This is a genomic window from Syntrophotalea acetylenica (assembly GCF_001888165.1).
Classification (GTDB): Bacteria; Desulfobacterota; Desulfuromonadia; order Desulfuromonadales; family Syntrophotaleaceae; genus Syntrophotalea; species Syntrophotalea acetylenica.
On record NZ_CP015455.1, the window covers coordinates 816232 to 835492 of the forward strand.

At 56.0% G+C, this 19261-nt stretch carries 13 protein-coding genes; 8 read left to right on the forward strand and 5 right to left on the reverse strand.

Annotated features, from left to right (window positions below; translation table 11 throughout):
• Positions 1 to 13 precede the first annotated feature (13 nt).
• Together A6070_RS03755 and A6070_RS03760 are read left to right on the forward strand one after the other, a co-directional pair.
• Positions 14 to 757, forward strand: a complete 744-nt coding sequence (locus A6070_RS03755) for a glycerophosphodiester phosphodiesterase (protein WP_072287111.1) — start codon at positions 14 to 16, stop codon at positions 755 to 757.
• Positions 758 to 802: 45 nt separating this feature from the next.
• Entirely contained in the window at positions 803 to 1270 is a 468-nt protein-coding gene (locus A6070_RS03760; protein WP_072287112.1) for a peroxiredoxin, read from the forward strand.
• 87 nt (positions 1271 to 1357) lie between these two features.
• On the opposite strand, the gene A6070_RS03765 is transcribed toward A6070_RS03760, so the two are convergent.
• Positions 1358 to 2614 carry an OmpP1/FadL family transporter gene (locus tag A6070_RS03765; RefSeq protein WP_072287113.1) on the reverse strand — a complete coding sequence of 419 codons (1257 nt, stop codon included), beginning with the start codon at positions 2612 to 2614 and terminating at the stop codon, positions 1358 to 1360.
• Between the two features lie 164 nt (positions 2615 to 2778).
• Here A6070_RS03765 and A6070_RS03770 point away from each other — a divergent pair, with 164 nt between their 5' ends.
• Positions 2779 to 3588 (forward strand): class I SAM-dependent methyltransferase, encoded by an 810-nt coding sequence (locus tag A6070_RS03770; RefSeq protein ID WP_072287114.1) that lies wholly within the window; start codon positions 2779 to 2781, stop codon positions 3586 to 3588.
• A 44-nt stretch (positions 3589 to 3632) separates the two neighbouring features.
• Here the strand turns inward: A6070_RS03770 and A6070_RS03775 are convergent, their stop codons facing one another.
• From A6070_RS03775 to A6070_RS03790, 4 genes are all read right to left on the reverse strand, one after another.
• Entirely contained in the window at positions 3633 to 5945 is a 2313-nt protein-coding gene (locus A6070_RS03775) for an HD domain-containing phosphohydrolase (RefSeq protein ID WP_072287115.1), read from the reverse strand.
• Positions 5946 to 5970: 25 nt separating this feature from the next.
• Positions 5971 to 7578, reverse strand: coding sequence for a PilZ domain-containing protein (locus tag A6070_RS03780; RefSeq protein WP_158514018.1), 1608 nt, complete (start codon positions 7576 to 7578; stop codon positions 5971 to 5973).
• A gap of 475 nt (positions 7579 to 8053) precedes the next feature.
• Positions 8054 to 10336: an HD domain-containing phosphohydrolase gene (locus A6070_RS03785; RefSeq protein WP_072287117.1), complete on the reverse strand. Its 2283-nt coding sequence runs from the start codon at positions 10334 to 10336 to the stop codon at positions 8054 to 8056.
• A gap of 226 nt (positions 10337 to 10562) precedes the next feature.
• Complete coding sequence (locus A6070_RS03790) at positions 10563 to 11861, reverse strand: replication-associated recombination protein A (protein WP_072287118.1); 1299 nt, start codon at positions 11859 to 11861, stop codon at positions 10563 to 10565.
• Positions 11862 to 12097: 236 nt separating this feature from the next.
• Here A6070_RS03790 and A6070_RS03795 point away from each other — a divergent pair, with 236 nt between their 5' ends.
• The 5 genes from A6070_RS03795 to secA all read left to right on the forward strand — a co-directional run bounded on the left by A6070_RS03795 (position 12098) and on the right by secA (position 19228).
• Positions 12098 to 12955 (forward strand): NAD(+)/NADH kinase, encoded by an 858-nt coding sequence (locus A6070_RS03795; protein ID WP_072287119.1) that lies wholly within the window; start codon positions 12098 to 12100, stop codon positions 12953 to 12955.
• 45 nt (positions 12956 to 13000) lie between these two features.
• A complete protein-coding gene (gene recN / locus A6070_RS03800; protein ID WP_072287120.1) occupies positions 13001 to 14686 on the forward strand; it encodes a DNA repair protein RecN in 1686 nt (561 codons plus the stop codon).
• A 3-nt stretch (positions 14687 to 14689) separates the two neighbouring features.
• On the forward strand, positions 14690 to 15139 hold the full coding sequence (locus A6070_RS03805; RefSeq protein WP_072287121.1) for an N-acetyltransferase: 450 nt from the start codon (positions 14690 to 14692) through the stop codon (positions 15137 to 15139).
• Between the two features lie 192 nt (positions 15140 to 15331).
• Complete coding sequence (locus A6070_RS16430) at positions 15332 to 16201, forward strand: M23 family metallopeptidase (protein ID WP_083558710.1); 870 nt, start codon at positions 15332 to 15334, stop codon at positions 16199 to 16201.
• A 336-nt stretch (positions 16202 to 16537) separates the two neighbouring features.
• Complete coding sequence (gene secA / locus A6070_RS03815; RefSeq protein ID WP_072288124.1) at positions 16538 to 19228, forward strand: preprotein translocase subunit SecA; 2691 nt, start codon at positions 16538 to 16540, stop codon at positions 19226 to 19228.
• Positions 19229 to 19261 lie beyond the last annotated feature (33 nt).

Genomic DNA, 19261 nt, shown 5'->3' on the forward strand with positions numbered 1-19261 from the left:
GGAGATTGGCAGGATGTTTCAAAAAACCGTCATTTGGGCACACCGTGGGGCTTCCGGCAAGGCGCCCGAAAACACGCTGGCCGCGTTTGGCCTGGCAGAATTGGACGGTGCGGATGGCATTGAGCTCGATGTCCGCATGACTGCAGACGGGGTGCCCGTGGTGATGCACGACGCCACCCTCGACCGTACCACGGATGACAGTGGCCTGCTTGCGTTACGATCGCTCGCCGACCTGGCCGGTGTTGATGCCGGACGCTGGTTCGGTCCGCAGTTCGCCAAAGAATCGGTACCAACCCTGGAACAGGTACTTTGCCAAATCCAGGACCGTATGCTCCTGAATATCGAGATCAAGGAGTTTGCGGCCGGTGTGGCCGTCAAGCGGCTTCTAAAGCGGCATGCCCGCTGCCGAGTGCTGATTTCCTCCTTTGACCACGCTGTGCTCCAGGCACTTCATCTTGACGCTCCGGAGTTGTTCCTCGGTTATCTGAGCGAGGATGCCGATTGGGACCGCTTGATCGAGACGGCAGTTGCCAATCGTGCGGTCAGTTTCCATCCCCGCCAGGATCGGGTTGTCGCTGAACAGGTTGAGCTTTGCCATGCCCGGGGGCTGAAGATTTTTCCCTGGGTTGTGGATGAAAAAAAGCGCGCCATGACGTTGCTTGAAATGGGCGTGGATGGCCTGTTCACCAACGAGCCCGGCAGCCTGCGCCGGTGGCTGGCTGGAGTCGCCAGCTCACAGGGAGTGCCGAGCAGGTGAAACGTGGCGCCATTTTGGGAAAGTGAATTTTCGAAAGGGCGGATGATGGAAAATCTCGAGGGACGTAAAGCGGCAGGTTTTGAACTGGAAGGGACCGATCGGCAGATGCACAGGCTGGACGATTATGCCGGAAAGACCGTTGTGCTCTACTTCTATCCCAAGGACAACACCGCCGGGTGCACCAAGGAGGCGTGTTCCTTCCGGGACGTGCATGCCGATCTGCTGCAACGGGAAGCGGTGCTGCTCGGAGTCAGCAGGGACAGCCTGGCGTCCCATGACCGCTTTATCGACAGGTTCGATCTGCCTTTTGTGCTGCTGTCCGACCCCGATGGCCGGACCATGCGGGCCTATGGTGCTTTCGGCGAAAAGAAAATGTACGGCAAGACCGTTATGGGTACGATCCGATCGACGGTAGTTATAGGCCCGGATGGCACGATCATAAAACACTGGCCCCGGGTTAAAAAGGCCGAGACCCATCCGCAGGAGGTACTTGCGTATTTGAGAGGGCTGTAAATTCTTTGGCGTCGTGCCCCAGGGTGGCAGTAGCCGGAGCAGTGGCTTTGACATCTGTTCCGGCTTTTTTGCGAATAACGCCGTGGTTCAGAAAGTGTGCGTGAGGCTGACGCCGATCAGGTGCAGATGGTTTTCATACTCCCCGTTGGCGAGGGGGCCGTACAGGTTGCTGCGCTTGCTGCGATCCTCCTGTAATTGGAAGCCGTAAGCCAGCGCCAGCTTGAGGTGGTCAAGGGACCACTCGGTGCCGAGGGTGAATAGATGGGTGTCGGAGTCGGGAACGCCCGGTTCGAAGGTCCTGTCCGGGATCGGATTCTCACCGTACAGGTATCCGGCCATGATCGCCAGGCGGTCATTCACGCGGTATTTGGTGCCGATGTTGTAAGCCCAGGTGGCGTGCCAGTCGCGGGGCGCCAAGCTGCTGGTCTCGCCACCCACGGGGTCGCGCAGTGTGATTTTGAGCCGCCGGAAGGAGGACCAGTCTTCCCAGCGCAGCCCGATTTCCATCGTCCAGGCGTCTGTGAACTGGTAGGCCAGGCCTGCCGTGAACTGCTGGGGCAGGGTGATGGCCGTTTTGCCGCGTGTTTCGGGAAACAGCAGGGAAATCAGCGGCGAAGCCGAATCGGGGATGTCGAAACGGGCCTTGCCGTCGATATCGACCTTGATCTCGCTGCGGTAGGCGGCGCCAAAGGACAGTTCATCGGTCAGTTTCAGCAATATGCCTGCGTTGAAGCCTGCTGCTTCGCCGCTGCCGGTGAACTGCTGGCCGATTTCCGGTTCTCCGAAGGTTGAGAGATCCACCTTGTTTTTCAGCTTGGCGTCGAGCAGGAGGATGTTCAGCCCGGCGCCAAAGGAAATCCGCGGCGATAACTGCCAGGCCAGCGTCGGATTGATGTTGAAGGTGGTGATGCGGGATTTGGTGGCGATAAAACGCCCCGGCCAGTCGCTGTCCCAGACGGTGCCGAGGCCGAAAGAATTGAAAACGCCGAGGCCGGCGCTGAAGCGGTCGCCGAATTGGTGGGAAACATAAAAAGAACTTGGGAAATAGGCCGTATCACGGTTGTCGGCGGTTGTGCCATCTTCCGCCTTGAAATCCCGGGAGGGCAGGATGACGGTGGTGCCGATTTCCAGTTGCGTGCCGGGCAATTCGGTGAGCAGTGCCGGGTTGAAGAATACCGCCGACGGTCCGTCACTATGGGCGGTGGTTGCGTTGGCTTGTCCCAGGGCGTCGGCACTTTGGGTGAAAATGCCGAAGCCTGAGGCAAAACCGTGACGAGCGCTTGAAAACAGGCACGCGACAAGCAACAGTTGAATGAAAAACGCCCTGAAAACAAAAAGTCTCATGGTCGCCCCCTCGGAAAAAACAGCGAACGGCAAGTTGGCAGATGCTTCCCGACGCAAAATATGGCAATCTCTACAATGTTCAAGACTATATCGGTGAAGCAGGCTGTAGACAATTCGTTTTTTGCTTATAAATTACACATTTGCAGAATTTTAATGGAGCTGCGATGAAAACCCGTACCGCTTATCTGATGGAAAGCGATCAGGAGGCCAGGCGCCTGGATCTTAAAACCGACCGGGAACGTCTGGAAGAACAGGCTCGATGGGCAGGCCTTCAGCCCGGTATGCGTGTTATTGATGTCGGTTGTGGCAGTGGCAAGACCAGCTCGTTTCTGCACCGGATGGTTCATCCCGGCGGGGAGGTGCTGGGGATTGATGCCTCGCCCGAACGTGTGGCCCATGCACGAAGCCACTATGGTGTGGCGGGGCTTGGTTTTGCCTGTCGTGATTTTTATGACCCGCTGCTTGATCTGGGGCAGTTTGATTTTGTCTGGGTGAGGTTTGTTCTTGAATATCATCGTCGTGAAGCCGCGCGGATCGTGGAAAACCTGATGAGCATTCTGGCACCGGGGGGCATCCTGTGTCTTATCGACCTGGATCATAACTGCCTGAATCACTACGGCATGCCACCCCGCCTGGAGTCCGCGCTGACGGCCATCATGGGGCAACTGGAGACACATGGGAATTTCGATCCCTACATGGGCAGGAAGCTCTACAGTTTTTTGTACGATCTGGGATGTCAAAAAATCGATGTGCGACTGAGCGCCCATCACCTGATTATCGGCGAACTCAACGACGTGGATGCCTTCAATTGGCTGCGCAAGGTGGAAGTCGCGGTTAAAAACAGCGGCTATGGATTTCCGGAGTATGCCGGCGGATTTCAGGAGTTCACTCAGGAGTTTCAGGCTTTTTTCAGTGATCCGAGACGTTTTACCTACACGCCGCTGATTGCCTGCCGGGGCAGTCGGCCAAAGTGAAGCGTGGCGTTTATGTCATTATCCGGGGCCTGCAGGTGCAGTATTCAGCAGGAGAGGGATTCCTGGGAAAAATGCCGGCTATGGGTGGCTATGAATTGCAACAGGGTGTCGCGGTGGGGTTTTCGCAGATCGGTAAAAGCGATCCCGCAACCGGGAGGGAAAAGGGTTTTGCGCGGCAGGCAACGATGGTTGATCCAGACGACGCGGCCATTGATCTCCATCGGTGTAGAGCAGGCATCGGGCAGGATAAAGGATAGTTTAACCGGAGCGCCTTCCCTGACCGGAAGCGCGGTGGCCGCGAACAAGCCGCGGCTGCTGATATCCGAGGTCGTGGTTTCGTCTCGCAGGCCCTCGTACTGGATGGTCAGCGGAGCACGGTACGGTACCCGGATGCTTTCCCGAGAGGCTTGACGGCAGGAACCGGGCATGATTGCGGGGTCGCTGGCAAGCTGCTGTTCAAAATATCTCAGAAAAGCATCGACGATGTCCTCCTCAAAATGCCTGCCCCGTCCTTTTTTCAGTTCATCGGCGGCCACATGGAACGGCATCGGTTCGCGATAGTGGCGTTTGGAGGTGATGGCCTCGAAAAAATCCGCGACCGCAATGATCTTCCCTCCGAGGGGAATGTCTTTCCCGGTTAAGCCCAGCGGGTAGCCGCTGCCGTCAATTTTTTCATGATGGGATCCGGCGATAGCCGGAACCTCGGCGTAAATCCCTTCGAAATGAATCTTTTCCAGAATCTGCCGCGTCTGATTGGCGTGATCCTTGACGATTTCGTATTCACGGGCTGACAAACGGCCGGGTTTTTTGAGGATGGCGTCCGGCACCGCGATTTTGCCGTAGTCGTGCAACAGGGCCGCTACACGGATTTTTTCGCGTTCCCTATCGCAGAGAGCCAGTTCCTGGCAGATGCCGAGGGTGAATTGGGTTACTCTCTCGGAATGGCCTGCGGTAAGCGGGTCCCGCGCATCGATGGTGGTTGCAAGTGCATGCAGGGTCGAATTGAACTGCTGCTTGCGGTTCTGCAGTAATTGGGCGTTGCGGATGCTGATGCCAATGATCGGAGCGATACCGCTCAAAAGGGTGATGTCGCTTTTGAGCAAAGCGCGTTTGGTGGTGAGGTTGTCGGCCGCCAGGATACCGATGGCTTCATTGTCGTAGACGATGGGACAGCATAAAAACGATTTGACTCCCATCTTTTTTGCGAAATCCAGGCTGCGTGGTGACAGATCTTCCTGGATATCGTTGATGTCGTTGATAAGAATCGTTTTCTTCTCCCGGAAAGAAACAACGAAGGCGCCTTTGGAGTCCGGGTTGTCCAGATGAAAGGTGCTGCTTCTGAGAAGATTTTCCACCTTTTTCGAGTAACCGTATCCGGCACGGAAAAAGAGGTGTTTTTTGTCCTGGTCGGCCAACAGCACCAGGCCCCGGTCAAAATCAAGGCTTTGCTGAAAATTTACGACCAGACTTTGCAGAATGTCTTCAATGGTGGTTTCCTTGCTGATGCTCTGGGAAATGGCGTTGGTCAGCAAGGCATTGTTGTAATTGTTCTCTATCTGCTCAAGCAGCGTCCCTGATGAAATTCTCAGGGCTTCCATGCTGTTCCAGACGGTTCTGGTCGATTTTTTTTCCAGGAGAAGCCACGATACCAAAAAGCTCAGCAGGCCTGCCTGAACCAGGGGCGATACGAAAGCCGCGGATGTGGAAAAGGCCGGAATTGCCAGTCCGGCGGCACTGGCCGCCAGAGAAGCGCTGCGGAGGGTTTTCAGAAAACAGAAACTTTCTGTTTGCCAGGTAATCACGTATCGGCAACAGCTGCCGCCGTGAAAAAGGCATTCCGGATGTTCTATCTGTGGAAATTTGTGACGAAACAGATGGGAAATCGCCTCGAAAAAGCCGATACGGTTGTGACACTGAAATTCCTGTTCCTGAACATCGGGATGAGGCGTGACGGTGATTTCAATCTTGTTTTTCGCGAGCCGCCGGGATTCGTATCTGGCGGAGCGGGTGAAGTTGGAAGCGGCCTTGCCGATCCACTGGTAAGCTCGATGGGGGCCCAGAAATCCGAGTACGTACTGGTGGATTACCGTATTGGCTTCAGGCGAAGCCGCGTAGCGACCGGCTTCCCGGGCAATTTTTTCGTTGCCTGTCAGTTCGACGACCTTGTCGTAAAAGGCGTTGACCTGGGTCTGGGTAAACCAGTGCCACTGGTCCGCAACTTCATAAGGCTTCATATCTGCGTGGGACAGCAGGCTGGGTATGTCAATTTGCGGATAGCGGTTTTGCAGAAGGCGCAGAAAAGGATCGATGATTCGGCTGTTATATAGATGCTTTTTTGTTTCTTGTTTGTAGTTCATTAGCATCTCTTTTTGTTTTTTGATTCTATTGCCGATTGAATCTGGTCGTCGATCGCATTTGCCTCAGGCCCTGGTCGGAGTTCTTTGTTTTGAAAATCCAGAGGCAATATTGTTTCTCGTAGTTTATAAGGTTCGCCTCTGCATATTCAACAGGAAAAAGAAGTTTGGGGATATTTGTGTGTGGACTTTTAGCCGAAATTAAGTTGATGGCGCAATTCAAGCTCTTTACGGGAAGATTCTGATCAAGGACGAAGATTTTTAAACAATTGGTTAACTCTGACAAATTGATTGCAAGATCAGAAATACTTAATACAAGAATGGATTTTAATTTGCCATTTTCCTTAAAGGCAAAAATTTCCCGCTCTTTTTGAATACCGAGTTTTTTGTACTCACGGTTAAGCTCTTTCTGCTCCAGGGCATCCGCTTCCATGTCCAGGGCGCTGGTCAGCAGTCCGCCCGAACAGTTTTCGTAGAATGCGGCGAAGTCGAGCAGATCCTCGGCGGAGGCCTTTTTCAATTCCCAGGAGCCGCTCACATCCCAATCCTGCGGATCTCCGGTAGCGTCATAAAAGTAGGCGAAATTATCGATCGAACAGTTCTGAGGGTCATTGAGGCTTTCGGTGACACCTCCAAAAACCCGACGGGGGAATTTGTTTTCAGGTCGAAAATAGCAGAGTACATACTCCATGTGCATCGAGTAGATACTGTGCGAATCGTTGATGAAGCTGCCAATCTGGTTCAATACGGCAATTCCCGCTTTTCGGCCTTTATTGCCCTTGGCTGCATGATGATGAATCAGCCAGGCTTTATCATAGAAACGGAGAGTGGAAATGTGACCCAGGATTGCGCCTTTTTCGCGATAGATAAAATGTCGGGCAATGTTGGGGTTTTGAGCGTAAAGGGTCTGGTATACCTGTTTGGCGCGGTCCTTGTTTTTTTGCAGGTGTTGGTATTTCTGCGGATAGATGAACCCTGTATCAAAAAAGAAGCGCCAGAGTTCATCCATGTCCACCGCGTCGCAGATATAGGCGTTGGGATCACAGGCATGCTGGAGCAGACCGAGCAATTGCACATGGTCGTTGACCGCCATGTCCAGAAACACGATACCGCACCGGGAGGCTTGATCGTCATCAACAGACGGTGTGCGATGAATGATCTGGCCGTCGAAAGCCATTTCGAAGTGATTGGTAAAGCGCAGTCTGACATTTTTGAGAAACATGCCTGGCAGCAAAACCGGGTTTGCGCGGTCTTCTTCCACCGCAAGTCCCGACCCGGAAATATCAGTCACCTTCAGATTTATCAGTTTGCGGGTCAAAGGATGGGTGAAGACGATACTTGGCAGAGGCAGCAGTTCCTGGCGCGTGCTGCGTGCTTTTTTCGCCCGGAAGCGCCGGGTGTTGTGGACGGTGGGACAAAGTACGAATTCCCGGTTCTGCTTGGACCCGCCTTCACGGATGATTCTGCATTCTCCACAAAAAATGGTTTGCCTGTCATCCTGCAGCAAAATGTTCACGGGCAGTTCGGCATTCAGCCACTGATAGGATTGGGGGGGCGTGAGTGAGATTCGTACACAGAAGGACAGCGCGTTGAAGTCGATCAGCCTGCCCTGAAACAGGGCGCTGTTCTGGATCATGGAAACATGGATGTCCGGGCAGCGGTAGCGTTCCAGGCGGCGGATGCCGATTTTGGAGCAGAACGCTGGCAAATCCAGGCTGATGCCCTCTAGGTCGCAAACGGCGTCGGTTCCGGGAATGCACAGGGAATCGCGGCCCAGCGGCACCACGATGGTTTCCGTCTCAAAAAAAGCCAGATCTTCCGGCAGTTCTTCAGGGTCCGCCCAGAAACACTGCAGCCGGTTCCCGGAGCAGGGCAGCGGCGTCGCGTTGAGGCAGAGGGCGCGTCCAAAGTCTTTGTGGCGCAGGTTGACAATGACACTGCGTCCCTGAAAATTAAAGAAATTCAAATGATTGACAAGGATATCCCGGGCAATGCCAGGGTCGGCTGTCGATTCCGCTTGAGGGGAAAGAAGTTCTGATTCGTGGCAGTTACCGATAGCTCGCACATCACACCTGCATGGCAAATTGTTTATAACATCAAGCACCGAGGCTTCAGGCGTGAATTCCTGTCGGCAGCCCCCGGGCGAATTTCTGCACAGCATCGACGGCCTGTCGAGGCAACCCGATGAATTGAACGCCGAAGCCCGATGGAAAAGCCGTTTTTCTGGGATGGGATTTGTGATTTACCCATGCAACCCGGCCACCTGCCTCGATAATGTTGTTGGGACTGTCGGGGAGAAAGAAGGACAACTTCAGGGCTGTTCCCTCAGCCATGGCTTCAGGACTGGCGACGAAAATGCCACCGGTGCTTATGTCCGTGCTGGTACCAAAGACGCTTTTCCCCCCGTTTTCAAAAACCACCGGCGTGCGGCACGGAATGCGGACAATTTCACGCTTGACGAGAGGCGCCAGCCGTACCATGCGTTCATAGTCTTCGGGGTAGGCTCGCCTGAAATAGTTCAGAAAGGCTTTGACGATTTTTCCATCAAAATGAGAAAAGGCTTCCTGTTTCAGGACTTTATAGGCGACAGGCAAAGGCATGGGGTCACGGTAGTGTCGCTGCGCCGTAATGGCTTCGAAAAAATCGGCGACGGCTATGATCTTGGCGCCAATCGGTATTTCCGCATCCCTGAGCCCCTTGGGGTAGCCACTGCCATCTATTTTTTCATGGTGAGCGCCGGCCACCACCGGGACGCGTTTGTAGATGCCCTCGAAGTTGATCTGTTTCAAAATGCTGCTGGTGCACTCGGCATGAGCTTTGACAATTTCGTATTCCTCGAGTGTCAGGCGGCCGGATTTTTTGAGAATGGCATCGGGAACCGCAATCTTTCCGTAATCATGCAACAATGCGGAAACCCTGACCATTTCACAGTAATCTTCCGAGAGATTCAACTCCCGGCAGATGCCGAGCGCGTATTCCGTCACTTTCTCTGAATGCCCCGCGGTCAGGGGATCCCGGGCATCGATGGTCGCCGCCAGCACATGCAGGGTGGAATTGAACTGGCGTTTTCGGGAGGCCAGCAATTGTGCATTGCGGATGCTGACGCCAAGCACGTTGGCCAGGCCGCTGAGCAGGTTCAGATCACTTTGGGTCAAAGTCCGGCGGTTTCGAGTCTGGTCTACCGCAAGGACACCCAGGGCTTTGCCGTCGCACAGAATTGGACAGCAGATGACGGCTTTACAGCCGGTTTTGCGCAAAAAATTGCAACTGTAATCAGGCAGGTTTTCCTGTGGGATATCGATGTCGGCGATAAGAAATGAGCGCTTTTCCCGAAAGGCCGTGGTGAAGATATCGCCTGCCGCACGCGTGTCGAGTGGGAACAGGGTGTTTTTTAACAGCAACCTCACCCTTGGCGGTAATCCAAACCCGGCGCGGAAGTTGAGCCGGGTTTTGTCCGCATCGGCGAGGAGGATAAGACCACGATCGAAATCAAGGCGTTTTTCGAAAGCGTGACAGACGCTCTGAAGGATGTCCTCAATGGTGGTTTTGCTGCTGATGGCATGCGAAATATCATTGGTCAGCAGGGCATTGTTGTAGTTGCTGCTGAGTTGGGCGACCATCTCCTCGGAAGAGCTGCGCAGATGATAAAGACTGGTGGACAATCGCTTTTTCAAAAAATGATCCGTGAGCAGCGACAGCCCGCAGAAAACACCCGTCGTAATTGGCAACACCGTCGTCAAGGCGAATTGCGGGGCTGCCAGCCAGGCCGCGGCGGGAGCGGTCAGGGCCGTCACCCCGGCCAAGGTGCGAAGGCGCTGCAATCTTTGGGCATGCGAGGGCTTCCACTGGACGACGTAGCGGCAACAGGAGCCCCCATGGTCGATGCACTCGGGATGCGTGATGCTCGGCATATCCAGGTTGAAGGTTGTGACGATGGCTTCGAACAGGCCGGTGCGAAATTGGCACTGTCCGGTGTTTCCCTCGTTTTTCGCTGCGGGCCATACGGAGATGTCCACACGGCCGGAGCCCGTCTGGCGGGTTTCCAATTTGCTGGCATGATCCAGGGTGGCCATTGTCGCGTCAAGATTGGCAAAGGCGTTGCCCGGTGAATCGAAGCTCAGTACATGTTGCCGTATAAACCCCGTCGCTTCCGGCGCCGCGGCAAAACGGCCGGTTTCCCGTGCGATGCGGGGGTTGCCGGTTTCCCTGATCAGGGTTTCGTAAAAAAGGGCGAATTGCCGTGTGCTGAACCAGTGATTAAGGTCGGCAACCTCGCAAGGCCTGATATTTGATTTTTCTAACAGTTCGGAAAGGTTGACGTGGCCATACCTCTGGCGAACCAGTGTGATGTAGAGGTTGAAAATTTTACTGCTGTATCGAGGTTCGCCGCTCATACGCCCAGAAAAGTCAGGTTGCAGTCATGCGTTGACAAGAACGGACCCGGTTTGATCACTGCCTGGAAAGGTGCCGCGGGGCTGCTTTTGCCACAGCATACATATTGTTTCGCTGTTTAGCATACCCCTGGCGTGGATTTTTGCAATTTATTCATGTCCGGTCAAGAATTAATGTCGGGCAGGAAACATGCGGAAACCGTGGAAGATGGGCGGACGCTCCGATCCGTCAGTCCGGTTTGCGCCGCGACTGGAATTCTTCCATGCGTTTTTCGTAGCCGCTTCCGGATGGTTGATAAAAACAATGCCCCTGTAGTTTTTCAGGAAGATATTCCTGGTCAACCCAGGCGTCCGGAAAGTCGTGGGGATATCGATATCCGAGGCCATAGCCGAGGTCCTTCATCATACGGGTCGGCGCGTTGCGGAGGTGGATCGGGACGGGCAGCGTTCCGGTTTCGCGAACGCAGGCCAGTGCCCGGTCGATGGCCAGGTAGGACGCATTGCTTTTCGGGGCGCAGGCAAGGTAGATTGCCGCCTGTGCAAGAGGAATGCGCCCCTCGGGCAGGCCGATAAGGTGAACTGCCTGCTGGGCGGCAACAGCCAGTTGCAGGCCCCGCGGATCAGCGTTGCCGACGTCCTCGGCGGCGAAAATAACCATGCGTCTTGCAATGAACATGGGATCTTCGCCCGCTTCGATCATGCGGGCGAGCCAATAAACAGCGGCATCCGGGTTCGAGCCCCGCAGGCTTTTGATAAAAGCGGAAATGACGTTGTAGTGTTCCTCGGCGCCCTTGTCGTAACGCAGGCCGCGTTGTTGCATCGCGTCCCTGGCTGCCTGGAGGGATATGGCCGGCTGGCCCCGGCTCAGGTCCGCCGCCATTTCCAGGGCATTCAGGGCCACCCTGGCATCGCCCTGGGCACTTTCGGCGAGAAAAGCCAGCGCCGCGGTTTCGGTCTGTGGAAAGGCGTCTTGCAATCCCCGCGGGTCGGAAAGCGCCCGCTCGAGCAAACGGGCAATCTCCGCAGCGTCGAGAGGATGCAGGACAAACACCCTGGAGCGGGACAACAGAGCCGAGTTCACTTCGAAAGAAGGATTTTCCGTCGTCGCGCCAATCAGGGTAATGTCTCCCTTTTCCACGGACGGCAGAAAAGCATCCTGCTGGGCTTTATTGAAGCGGTGGATCTCGTCGACGAACAGCAGCGTTCTGCGATTGTGAAAGGCCCGCTCCTCCCGGGCTTTCTGGACGATTTCGCGTACTTCCTTGATGCCCTGGAGGACCGCGGAAAAGAAGACGAAGCGGCTGCGGGTCGAGCCGGCAATGACCTGGGCCAGAGTGGTTTTCCCGGTTCCGGGAGGCCCCCAGAAAATCAGGGAGGTCAGCTTGTCCGATTCGATGAGGCGGCGCAAGGGTTTGTCGCGACCGATGAGGTGCTGCTGCCCGACCATTTCTTCAAGGGTGCGCGGGCGCATACGTTCCGCCATCGGGGCCCGGTTGTTGGTGTGGGTGTCGCTTTCAAACAAATCCACGGTCGTGATCCTCGTTCTGGGCTGCTTGCCCCTGAAAAGATGGTGGTGTGCGCCGGCTTGTCTTGCCGTTTGGTGCGTACGGCAAAAGATCCTTGCCTTGCGGTGAAAGGAATGTACCATGAACGCGGTCCGCTTCACAACTGCCGGGAACGGGCTAAGTTCTTGAATGTGATGGACTTTGCCTGGAAGGCTATGTTAGGTTTGCGCCTGATAATTTTGTCGGAGAATTTAGAACCATGAAAAGAATTGGTGTTTACGCAAAATACAATCATCCCGATGCCGTTATGCTTGCCCGTGACGTTGTGTGCTGGTTGCGGGGGCGGGGGCTGGAAGTGTTTCTGGAAAAAAACCTGGCCTGCAACATGGCAGGGCAGGAACCGGGCTACGACCGCGCCGCGATTCCCGCCATGGTCGATCTGATCGTCGTGCTGGGCGGGGACGGAACCCTTATTTCCGTGGCGCGCAAGGTTTGCGGGCGGGATGTGCCTATCCTTGGGGTCAACCTCGGGAGCCTTGGCTTTCTGACGGAAATCACTCGCGGTGAGCTTTATCTCAGCCTGGAGAAGGTTCTTAAGGGAGAATACACCCTTTCCGAGCGCATGATGCTCAACGCCGTGGTGCTGCGCGACGGTATCGAAGCCGGCAGTTTCTGTGTGCTTAACGATATCGTTATCAACAAGGGGGCGATTGCCCGCATCATCGATATGGAGGTTTCCGTTGATTCCGCCTATCTGACAACCTTCAAGGCGGACGGCTTGATAATTGCAACGCCAACCGGTTCAACGGCCTACAATCTGTCCGCGGGGGGGCCGATCATTTCACCGGGCCTGCATTGCCTGGTGGTGACTCCCATATGTCCGCACATGCTGGCCAACCGGCCGCTGATTGTCGCTGATACGGCCTGTATCCGCATCGAGATGAAGTTCCGCGATCAGGATGTCGTGCTGACTGCGGACGGTCAGGTCGGAATGGCTCTGGAAGCGGGCGATGTGGTTGAAATCCGCAGGGCGGGCCGATCTACGCGGCTGATCAAAAGTCCGTCCAAGGATTATTTCGAGGTACTGCGCACCAAGCTGGGCTGGGGGGAACGCTGACCCGGCCTGGCAAGTGGTCAAAGAAGGTGTTCCCGGGGGAAAGACATGCTGACAGATCTTTACATCAGGCATTTCGCGATTATCGACCGACTGCATGTGTCATTCAGCGGCGGGTTCAACGTTCTGACCGGAGAAACTGGAGCCGGAAAATCGATTATTATCGATGCGGTATCCCTGATCCTGGGGGGGCGGGCCAATCCCGATCTGGTGCGCACCGGTGAAGATGAAGCCGTGGTGGAGGCGGTTTTCGATGTTTCCGACAAGCCGTCTCTGCTGCGGGAACTGGCGGAAACCGGTTTCGATGACGGTGATGAACTGCTGATCAAGCGGGTTGTGAATCGAACCGGCCGCAACAAAATCTACATCAATGGCTCGCTTGCCAAACTTTCCCAGTTGCAGCCGTTGACCACGCGTCTGATGAATATCTATGGCCAACACGAACACCAGAGCCTGCAGCGGGTCGAGCAGCATTTGGTCATGCTCGACCGCTTCGCGGGACTGTCCGATATGTTGACTGACTACGCAGCGCTGCACGGGCGGGTCCGGGAGCAGGCCGCCCGGCTGCAGGCTTTGGAAGAGGCCGAGCAGCAGCGCGCCGATCGTCTTGAACAGTTGCAGTATCAGCAGCGAGAGCTTGCGGCGGCGGGCCTGAAGGAGACGGAGGAGGAAGAATTGCAGGCGGAACGGCGCCTGATGCAGAATTCCGAGCGGTTGGTTCGCATCGCCGAACGCGGTTACGATGTCTTTTATGCCGCCGAGGGGGCCATCAGCGAGCAACTCGATGCGATCGCGGGGGAACTGGAGAAGCTTTGCGAGATCGATGCGTTTCTGTCCGGCCCTGCCGAAGAAATCCGCAGCGCTTTGTATGTTGTTGAGGATGTGGCGTTCAAGCTGCGCGAATACGCAGGCCGGGTGGCGTTTGATCCGGTTCGCCAGGGAGAGGTCGAAAAACGTCTCGATTTTATCTCCGGGCTCAAGCGAAAATACGGCATGGCCGTCGGCGAGATGATCGCCCATGCCCGGTCCATCGATGAGCAGATCGAAGACCTCATGCACGCTGACGTTCGCAGGGAGAGCCTGCGGCAACAGCAGGTCGCCGACCAGGAGTTGCTGAGCGACAAGGCCGGGGAGATATCGAGCCGGCGTCATGAGGCCGCGGCACGGTTACGCCAGGCAGTGGAGGAGCAGTTGAGCGATCTCGCCATGCCGCGTGCATCGTTTGAATTGCGGCTTTTCCCTCTCGATGAGCCGGGCCCTCAGGGGCTGGAGCGGGGGGAGTTCTATCTGGCCGCCAATGCCGGTGAAACTCCGAAACCGTTGGCCTGGATCGCTTCCGGCGGGGAGTTGTCCCGCATCATGCTGGCTCTGAGAAGGGCGGCTCCGGAGGGCGATGAAATTTCAACCCTGATTTTTGACGAGGTCGATGCTGGGGTCGGAGGGGTGGCCGCCAGTGCCATCGGCAGCAAATTGCGGGATATCGCCGGCCGCTGCCAGGTTTTGTGCGTCACCCATCTGCCGCAGGTGGCGGCCTGCGCGGATCATCATTTCAGGGTTCAGAAGCAGGAAAAGGACGGGCGTACCTTTACCGAACTGGTGCCTCTGGATGGCGAGCAGCGGGTGGAGGAAATGGCCCGGATGCTTGGCGGCGCACAGGTGACGGAGCATGCCCTGGAACACGCACGGGAAATTATCGGACAGTCGGCTCAGGCCGGCCAGCAAGGAGAGGGGTGAATCATGGTTCGCAAGGCGCGTATTCCCGATGTCAAAGTGATCCACAAGCTGCTGCTCGGTTACGCCCAGCAGGGTCTGATGCTGTCCCGGTCGCTTGCCGATATGTATGAATGCCTTCGCGATTTTTACATTCTCGAACAGGATGGACAGGTGGTAGGCGCGGTTGCCCTGCACATCTGCTGGGATGATCTGGCGGAAGTCCGCTCCCTGGCCGTGGCTTCCAGTCATGAACGCCGTGGCGTTGGGCGCCAGCTGGTGCAGGCCTGTCTTGATGAGGCTCGTGAACTGGGCATCAAGCAGGTTTTCGCGTTGACCTACCAGCCGGGTTTTTTTGAAAAGATGGGATTCGATTTTATCGAAAAATCCGAGTTGCCCCAGAAAATCTGGAGCGATTGTCTGAAATGTCCGAAGTTTCCTGACTGCGACGAAATCGCCATGAGTATCCGGCTGTAAAAAGCACGTATCTTTTTGATGGCAGAAGCGCCAATTTTTCTGGAGATTCAGATTCCGGCAGGGGCTTGAAGGGCATGGAAAGATAAAATTAATCCTTGACAATTCAGGCTGTTTCCCTTTATCTTTCAATGGTTTCATCTTTCCTTATGTGTCAATGGTTATTGCCCTTTCAGGTGTTTCAGGGAGGTTTTTTTGCCCGCGGAGAAGTTTTCCATCATCATTATCCCCGATGGGCACCATCGCATTCGCCGGTTCCAGGCGGGGCGCCGACGGTTGCGATTGCTTGGGGTTGCGCTGGTGGTCGCGGGTGTGATCCTCAGCGGGCTGGCATATCATTGCTTTCGTATGCAGCTCGATTATGCCGAGTTGCAACGTCTGCGAACCGAGAAGAGCGTCTACCGACAAAAACTGCGTTCAATGGCTGGCCAATTGCAGTCATTGCGCAAAGAGATGGTGGTGCTGGCCAGTAACGACACCAAGGTCCGCCTGATGACCAAGTTGGCCAAACCCGTCGAGGGCGTACCGGCCGGCATCGGCGGTCCGGTGGAATCCGATCCGGGGTTGGAGCTGTCCGGCGTTCAGCGTCAGATCGACGAAATTCGCCGATCCATCGACTTGCGGCGCGCAAGTCTTGAAGAATTGCAGGGGGCGCTCAATGACCAGCGTTCCCTGTTTGCGGCAAGGCCTGCGGGCAAGCCTGTCAAAGGCTGGATTACATCAGGGTTCGGGTTGCGCCGGTCGCCGTTTGGTGGCGGCCGCAGGATGCATTGTGGTCTCGATATAGCCGCCCGCATCGGCACTCCGATCACCGCCCCTGCGGATGGCGTGATCAAGCGGGTTGCTACCGCTCCGGATTACGGCAAGATGGTAGTCATCGACCATGGCTATGGTTATCAGACCGTTTATGGCCACACTTCCAAAGTTTTCGTTAAGGCGGGGCAGCGGGTACGCCGCGGCGATATCATCGCGGCTGTCGGCAACACGGGGCGTTCGACCGGTCCCCACCTGCATTACGAAGTCCACCTTAACGGCATGCCTGTCAATCCCCAAAAGTTTTTGTGATGCTGCTCATGCGCTGCCTTCCATAGGCTGGCGCCCTGATCATGTTTTGGTCTCACCTCTCTGGAACGTGGCCGCTGCGGCTCCCCCGGGAGAACTGCGGACAGCCATTCCGGCAGGCGTTGTTTTTCCTTTCATTGAAACGGCTTTCCCGAATCTGTTGACAATAACTGTTCTGAGGCGCTGAATGTACGTCCGTCCCCTGGTCGGGGTTGCCATTCCCGTTGAGGGCGTTCCGCCTTTGTGCTACACTGCGCCCCGTCGAAACGACCTGTTTCTTCCTTTCACGTCCGTTATATCCTCCCGGCCGGATGGGCCGCACTCATGGAGATTTCTTTTATGGTTGGAAACCTGTTGACCAAAATATTCGGCAGTAAAAATGAGCGGGACCTCAAGCGCCTGCAGCCGCTGGTGGCGCAGATCGGCAACCTCGAGGAGCAGATGGCGCAATTGTCTGACGAGGCCCTGGCCGCCAAAACCGTTGAATTTCGCCAGCGGCTGACCCAGGGAGCGGTTCTTGAGAGCTTGTTGCCCGAAGCTTTCGCGGTTGTGCGTGAAGCTGGCAAGCGGGCTCTCGGCATGCGCCATTTTGACGTGCAGCTTATCGGTGGCATGGTGCTGCACCAGGGCAAGATCGCCGAGATGAAAACCGGCGAGGGCAAGACTCTGGTGGCGACTCTGGCGGCCTATCTCAACGCGCTGCCCGGCCACGGCGTGCATATCGTCACGGTCAACGATTATCTGGCCAGGCGCGATGCCGAATGGATGGGGAGAATCCACCGGTTTCTAGGACTCAGTGTTGGATGCATCGTGCATGGACTGACCGACGCGCAACGCAAGGACGCCTATGCCTGCGACATCACTTACGGCACCAACAACGAATTCGGCTTTGACTATCTGCGCGACAATATGAAATTTTCCCTGGATGATTATGTCCAGCGGCCCCTGCATTACGCCATCGTCGACGAGGTCGATTCGATCCTGATCGACGAGGCTCGTACCCCCCTGATCATTTCCGGGCCCAGCGAAGCGTCCAGCGAATTGTACTATTCGGTGAACCGGATCATTCCCATGCTCAAGAAGGGCGAGGTGATCGAGAGTCGCGACGGTCGTGTTGGACAGACGGTGCGGGAATACACCGGTGATTATACGGTTGATGAAAAAGCCAGGAGTGCGACCCTTACCGAGGAAGGGGTCGCCAGGGTGGAAAGCCTTCTGGGGGTGGAAAACCTTTATGACCCCGGTAATATCGAGATTCTGCACCATGTCAACCAGGCCCTCAAGGCTCATGCTCTGTTCAGGCGGGACGTCGACTATGTGGTAAAGGATGGCGAGGTGATGATCGTAGATGAATTCACTGGCCGTCTCATGCCCGGCAGACGCTGGAGTGACGGATTGCATCAGGCGGTGGAAGCCAAGGAAGGCGTCAAGATCGAAAGCGAAAATCAGACGCTGGCTACCATTACCTTCCAGAACTATTTCCGCATGTACGAGAAGCTGGCCGGCATGACCGGTACCGCCGATACCGAAGCGACCGAATTCAGTGAAATCTACAAGCTCGAAGTTGTGGTGATCCCCACCAACCGGCCGCTGGCGCGAACCGACCAGGGTGATGTCATATACAAGACCACGGGGGAAAAATTCAAGGCCGTGGTGGAGGATATCATCCAGCGTCATGCCGAAGGCCAACCGGTACTGGTTGGCACTATTTCCATTGAAAACTCGGAAATTCTGTCCGAGATGCTGCGCAAGCGCGGCGTGCCTCACAATGTGCTCAACGCCAAGCATCATGAGCGGGAAGCGGAAATCGTCGCCCAGGCCGGCCGCAAGGGAGCCGTCACCATCGCCACGAACATGGCGGGCCGCGGAACCGACATTATTCTGGGCGGCAATCCCGAACTTCTGGCGCAGCGCGAGACCTCCGGCACCGAAGAGGACGAGGCGGTCCATGCTCAGGCCCTGGCCCGGTTCAAGGAGGTTTGCGCCAAAGAGAAGCAGGAAGTGCTGGCCGCCGGAGGGCTGTATATTCTCGGTACGGAACGGCATGAGAGCCGGCGCATCGACAACCAGCTGCGCGGGCGTGCCGGTCGCCAGGGTGATCCGGGCGCAAGCCGCTTCTACCTGAGTCTTGAGGACGATCTGCTGCGTATTTTCGGTTCGCACAGAGTCGCCTATATAATGGATCGGCTGAAAATTCCCGAAGGCGAACCCATTGAGCACCGCTTTATTTCCAAGGCCATTGAAAACGCCCAGAAAAAGGTCGAGGCTCACAATTTCGATATTCGCAAACACCTCATCGAGTACGATGACGTAATGAACACCCAGCGCAACGTTATCTACACTCAGCGCCGGGAAGTTCTGGCCGGCCGGCAGCTCCCGGAAACCATTGCCGCCATTGTCGATGAGATGGTGGAGGATATTGTCGCGACGTTCTGCCCGGAAAAAACCAACCCGGAAGACTGGAACTGGACCAGCCTCAATGAGGACTTTTACAGCCAGTTCAACATGATGCCGAATCCGGTGGACGTATCGGCCCGCAATCTGACCCCTGCGTTGTTGGTGGAACAGCTGAAACAGCAGGTTCATCAGCGATTGCGGGAGCGTGAGGAAGAGTTCAGCATGCCGGTCATGCTTCACCTGATGAAAGTGCTTCTGCTGCAGACCATCGATAGCCAGTGGAAAGACCATCTGCTGTCCATCGATCACCTCAAGGAAGGCATCGGCCTGCGCGGTTACGCCCAGCGTAATCCCAAGGAAGAGTACAAACGGGAGGCCTACGAACTGTTTTTGCAGATGATGGGTCGGATCCGGCAGGAGGTGGTGCAAAAGTTGTTTCGGGTCCAGTTGGCCAGGGAACAGGATGTCGAGCGGATGGAAACCCGCCAGCGCCGGCAGCAGGTGATGTTCAATCGCGCCGGGGGAGAACCAGAGGCGCTTCAACCGCTGGTTCGTCACGATAAAAAAGTGGGCCGCAATGACCCCTGCCCATGCGGCAGTGGCCTGAAATTCAAAAAGTGTTGCGGGCAGTGATGCCTGCCGCCGGTTTTTCAATCTTATTCAGGA

Excerpts from the sequence above, each read along its gene's own strand:
- A6070_RS03755 (WP_072287111.1), top strand. The coding sequence starts at position 14 with ATGTTTCAAAAAACCGTCATTTGGGCACACCGTGGGGCTTCCGGCAAG.
- A6070_RS03760 (WP_072287112.1), top strand. The coding sequence starts at position 803 with ATGGAAAATCTCGAGGGACGTAAAGCGGCAGGTTTTGAACTGGAAGGG.
- A6070_RS03765 (WP_072287113.1), bottom strand. The coding sequence starts at position 2,614 with ATGAGACTTTTTGTTTTCAGGGCGTTTTTCATTCAACTGTTGCTTGTC.
- A6070_RS03770 (WP_072287114.1), top strand. The coding sequence starts at position 2,779 with ATGAAAACCCGTACCGCTTATCTGATGGAAAGCGATCAGGAGGCCAGG.
- A6070_RS03775 (WP_072287115.1), bottom strand. The coding sequence starts at position 5,945 with ATGAACTACAAACAAGAAACAAAAAAGCATCTATATAACAGCCGAATC.
- A6070_RS03780 (WP_158514018.1), bottom strand. The coding sequence starts at position 7,578 with ATGATCCAGAACAGCGCCCTGTTTCAGGGCAGGCTGATCGACTTCAAC.
- A6070_RS03785 (WP_072287117.1), bottom strand. The coding sequence starts at position 10,336 with ATGAGCGGCGAACCTCGATACAGCAGTAAAATTTTCAACCTCTACATC.
- A6070_RS03795 (WP_072287119.1), top strand. The coding sequence starts at position 12,098 with ATGAAAAGAATTGGTGTTTACGCAAAATACAATCATCCCGATGCCGTT.
- recN (WP_072287120.1), top strand. The coding sequence starts at position 13,001 with ATGCTGACAGATCTTTACATCAGGCATTTCGCGATTATCGACCGACTG.
- A6070_RS03805 (WP_072287121.1), top strand. The coding sequence starts at position 14,690 with ATGGTTCGCAAGGCGCGTATTCCCGATGTCAAAGTGATCCACAAGCTG.
- secA (WP_072288124.1), top strand. The coding sequence starts at position 16,538 with ATGGTTGGAAACCTGTTGACCAAAATATTCGGCAGTAAAAATGAGCGG.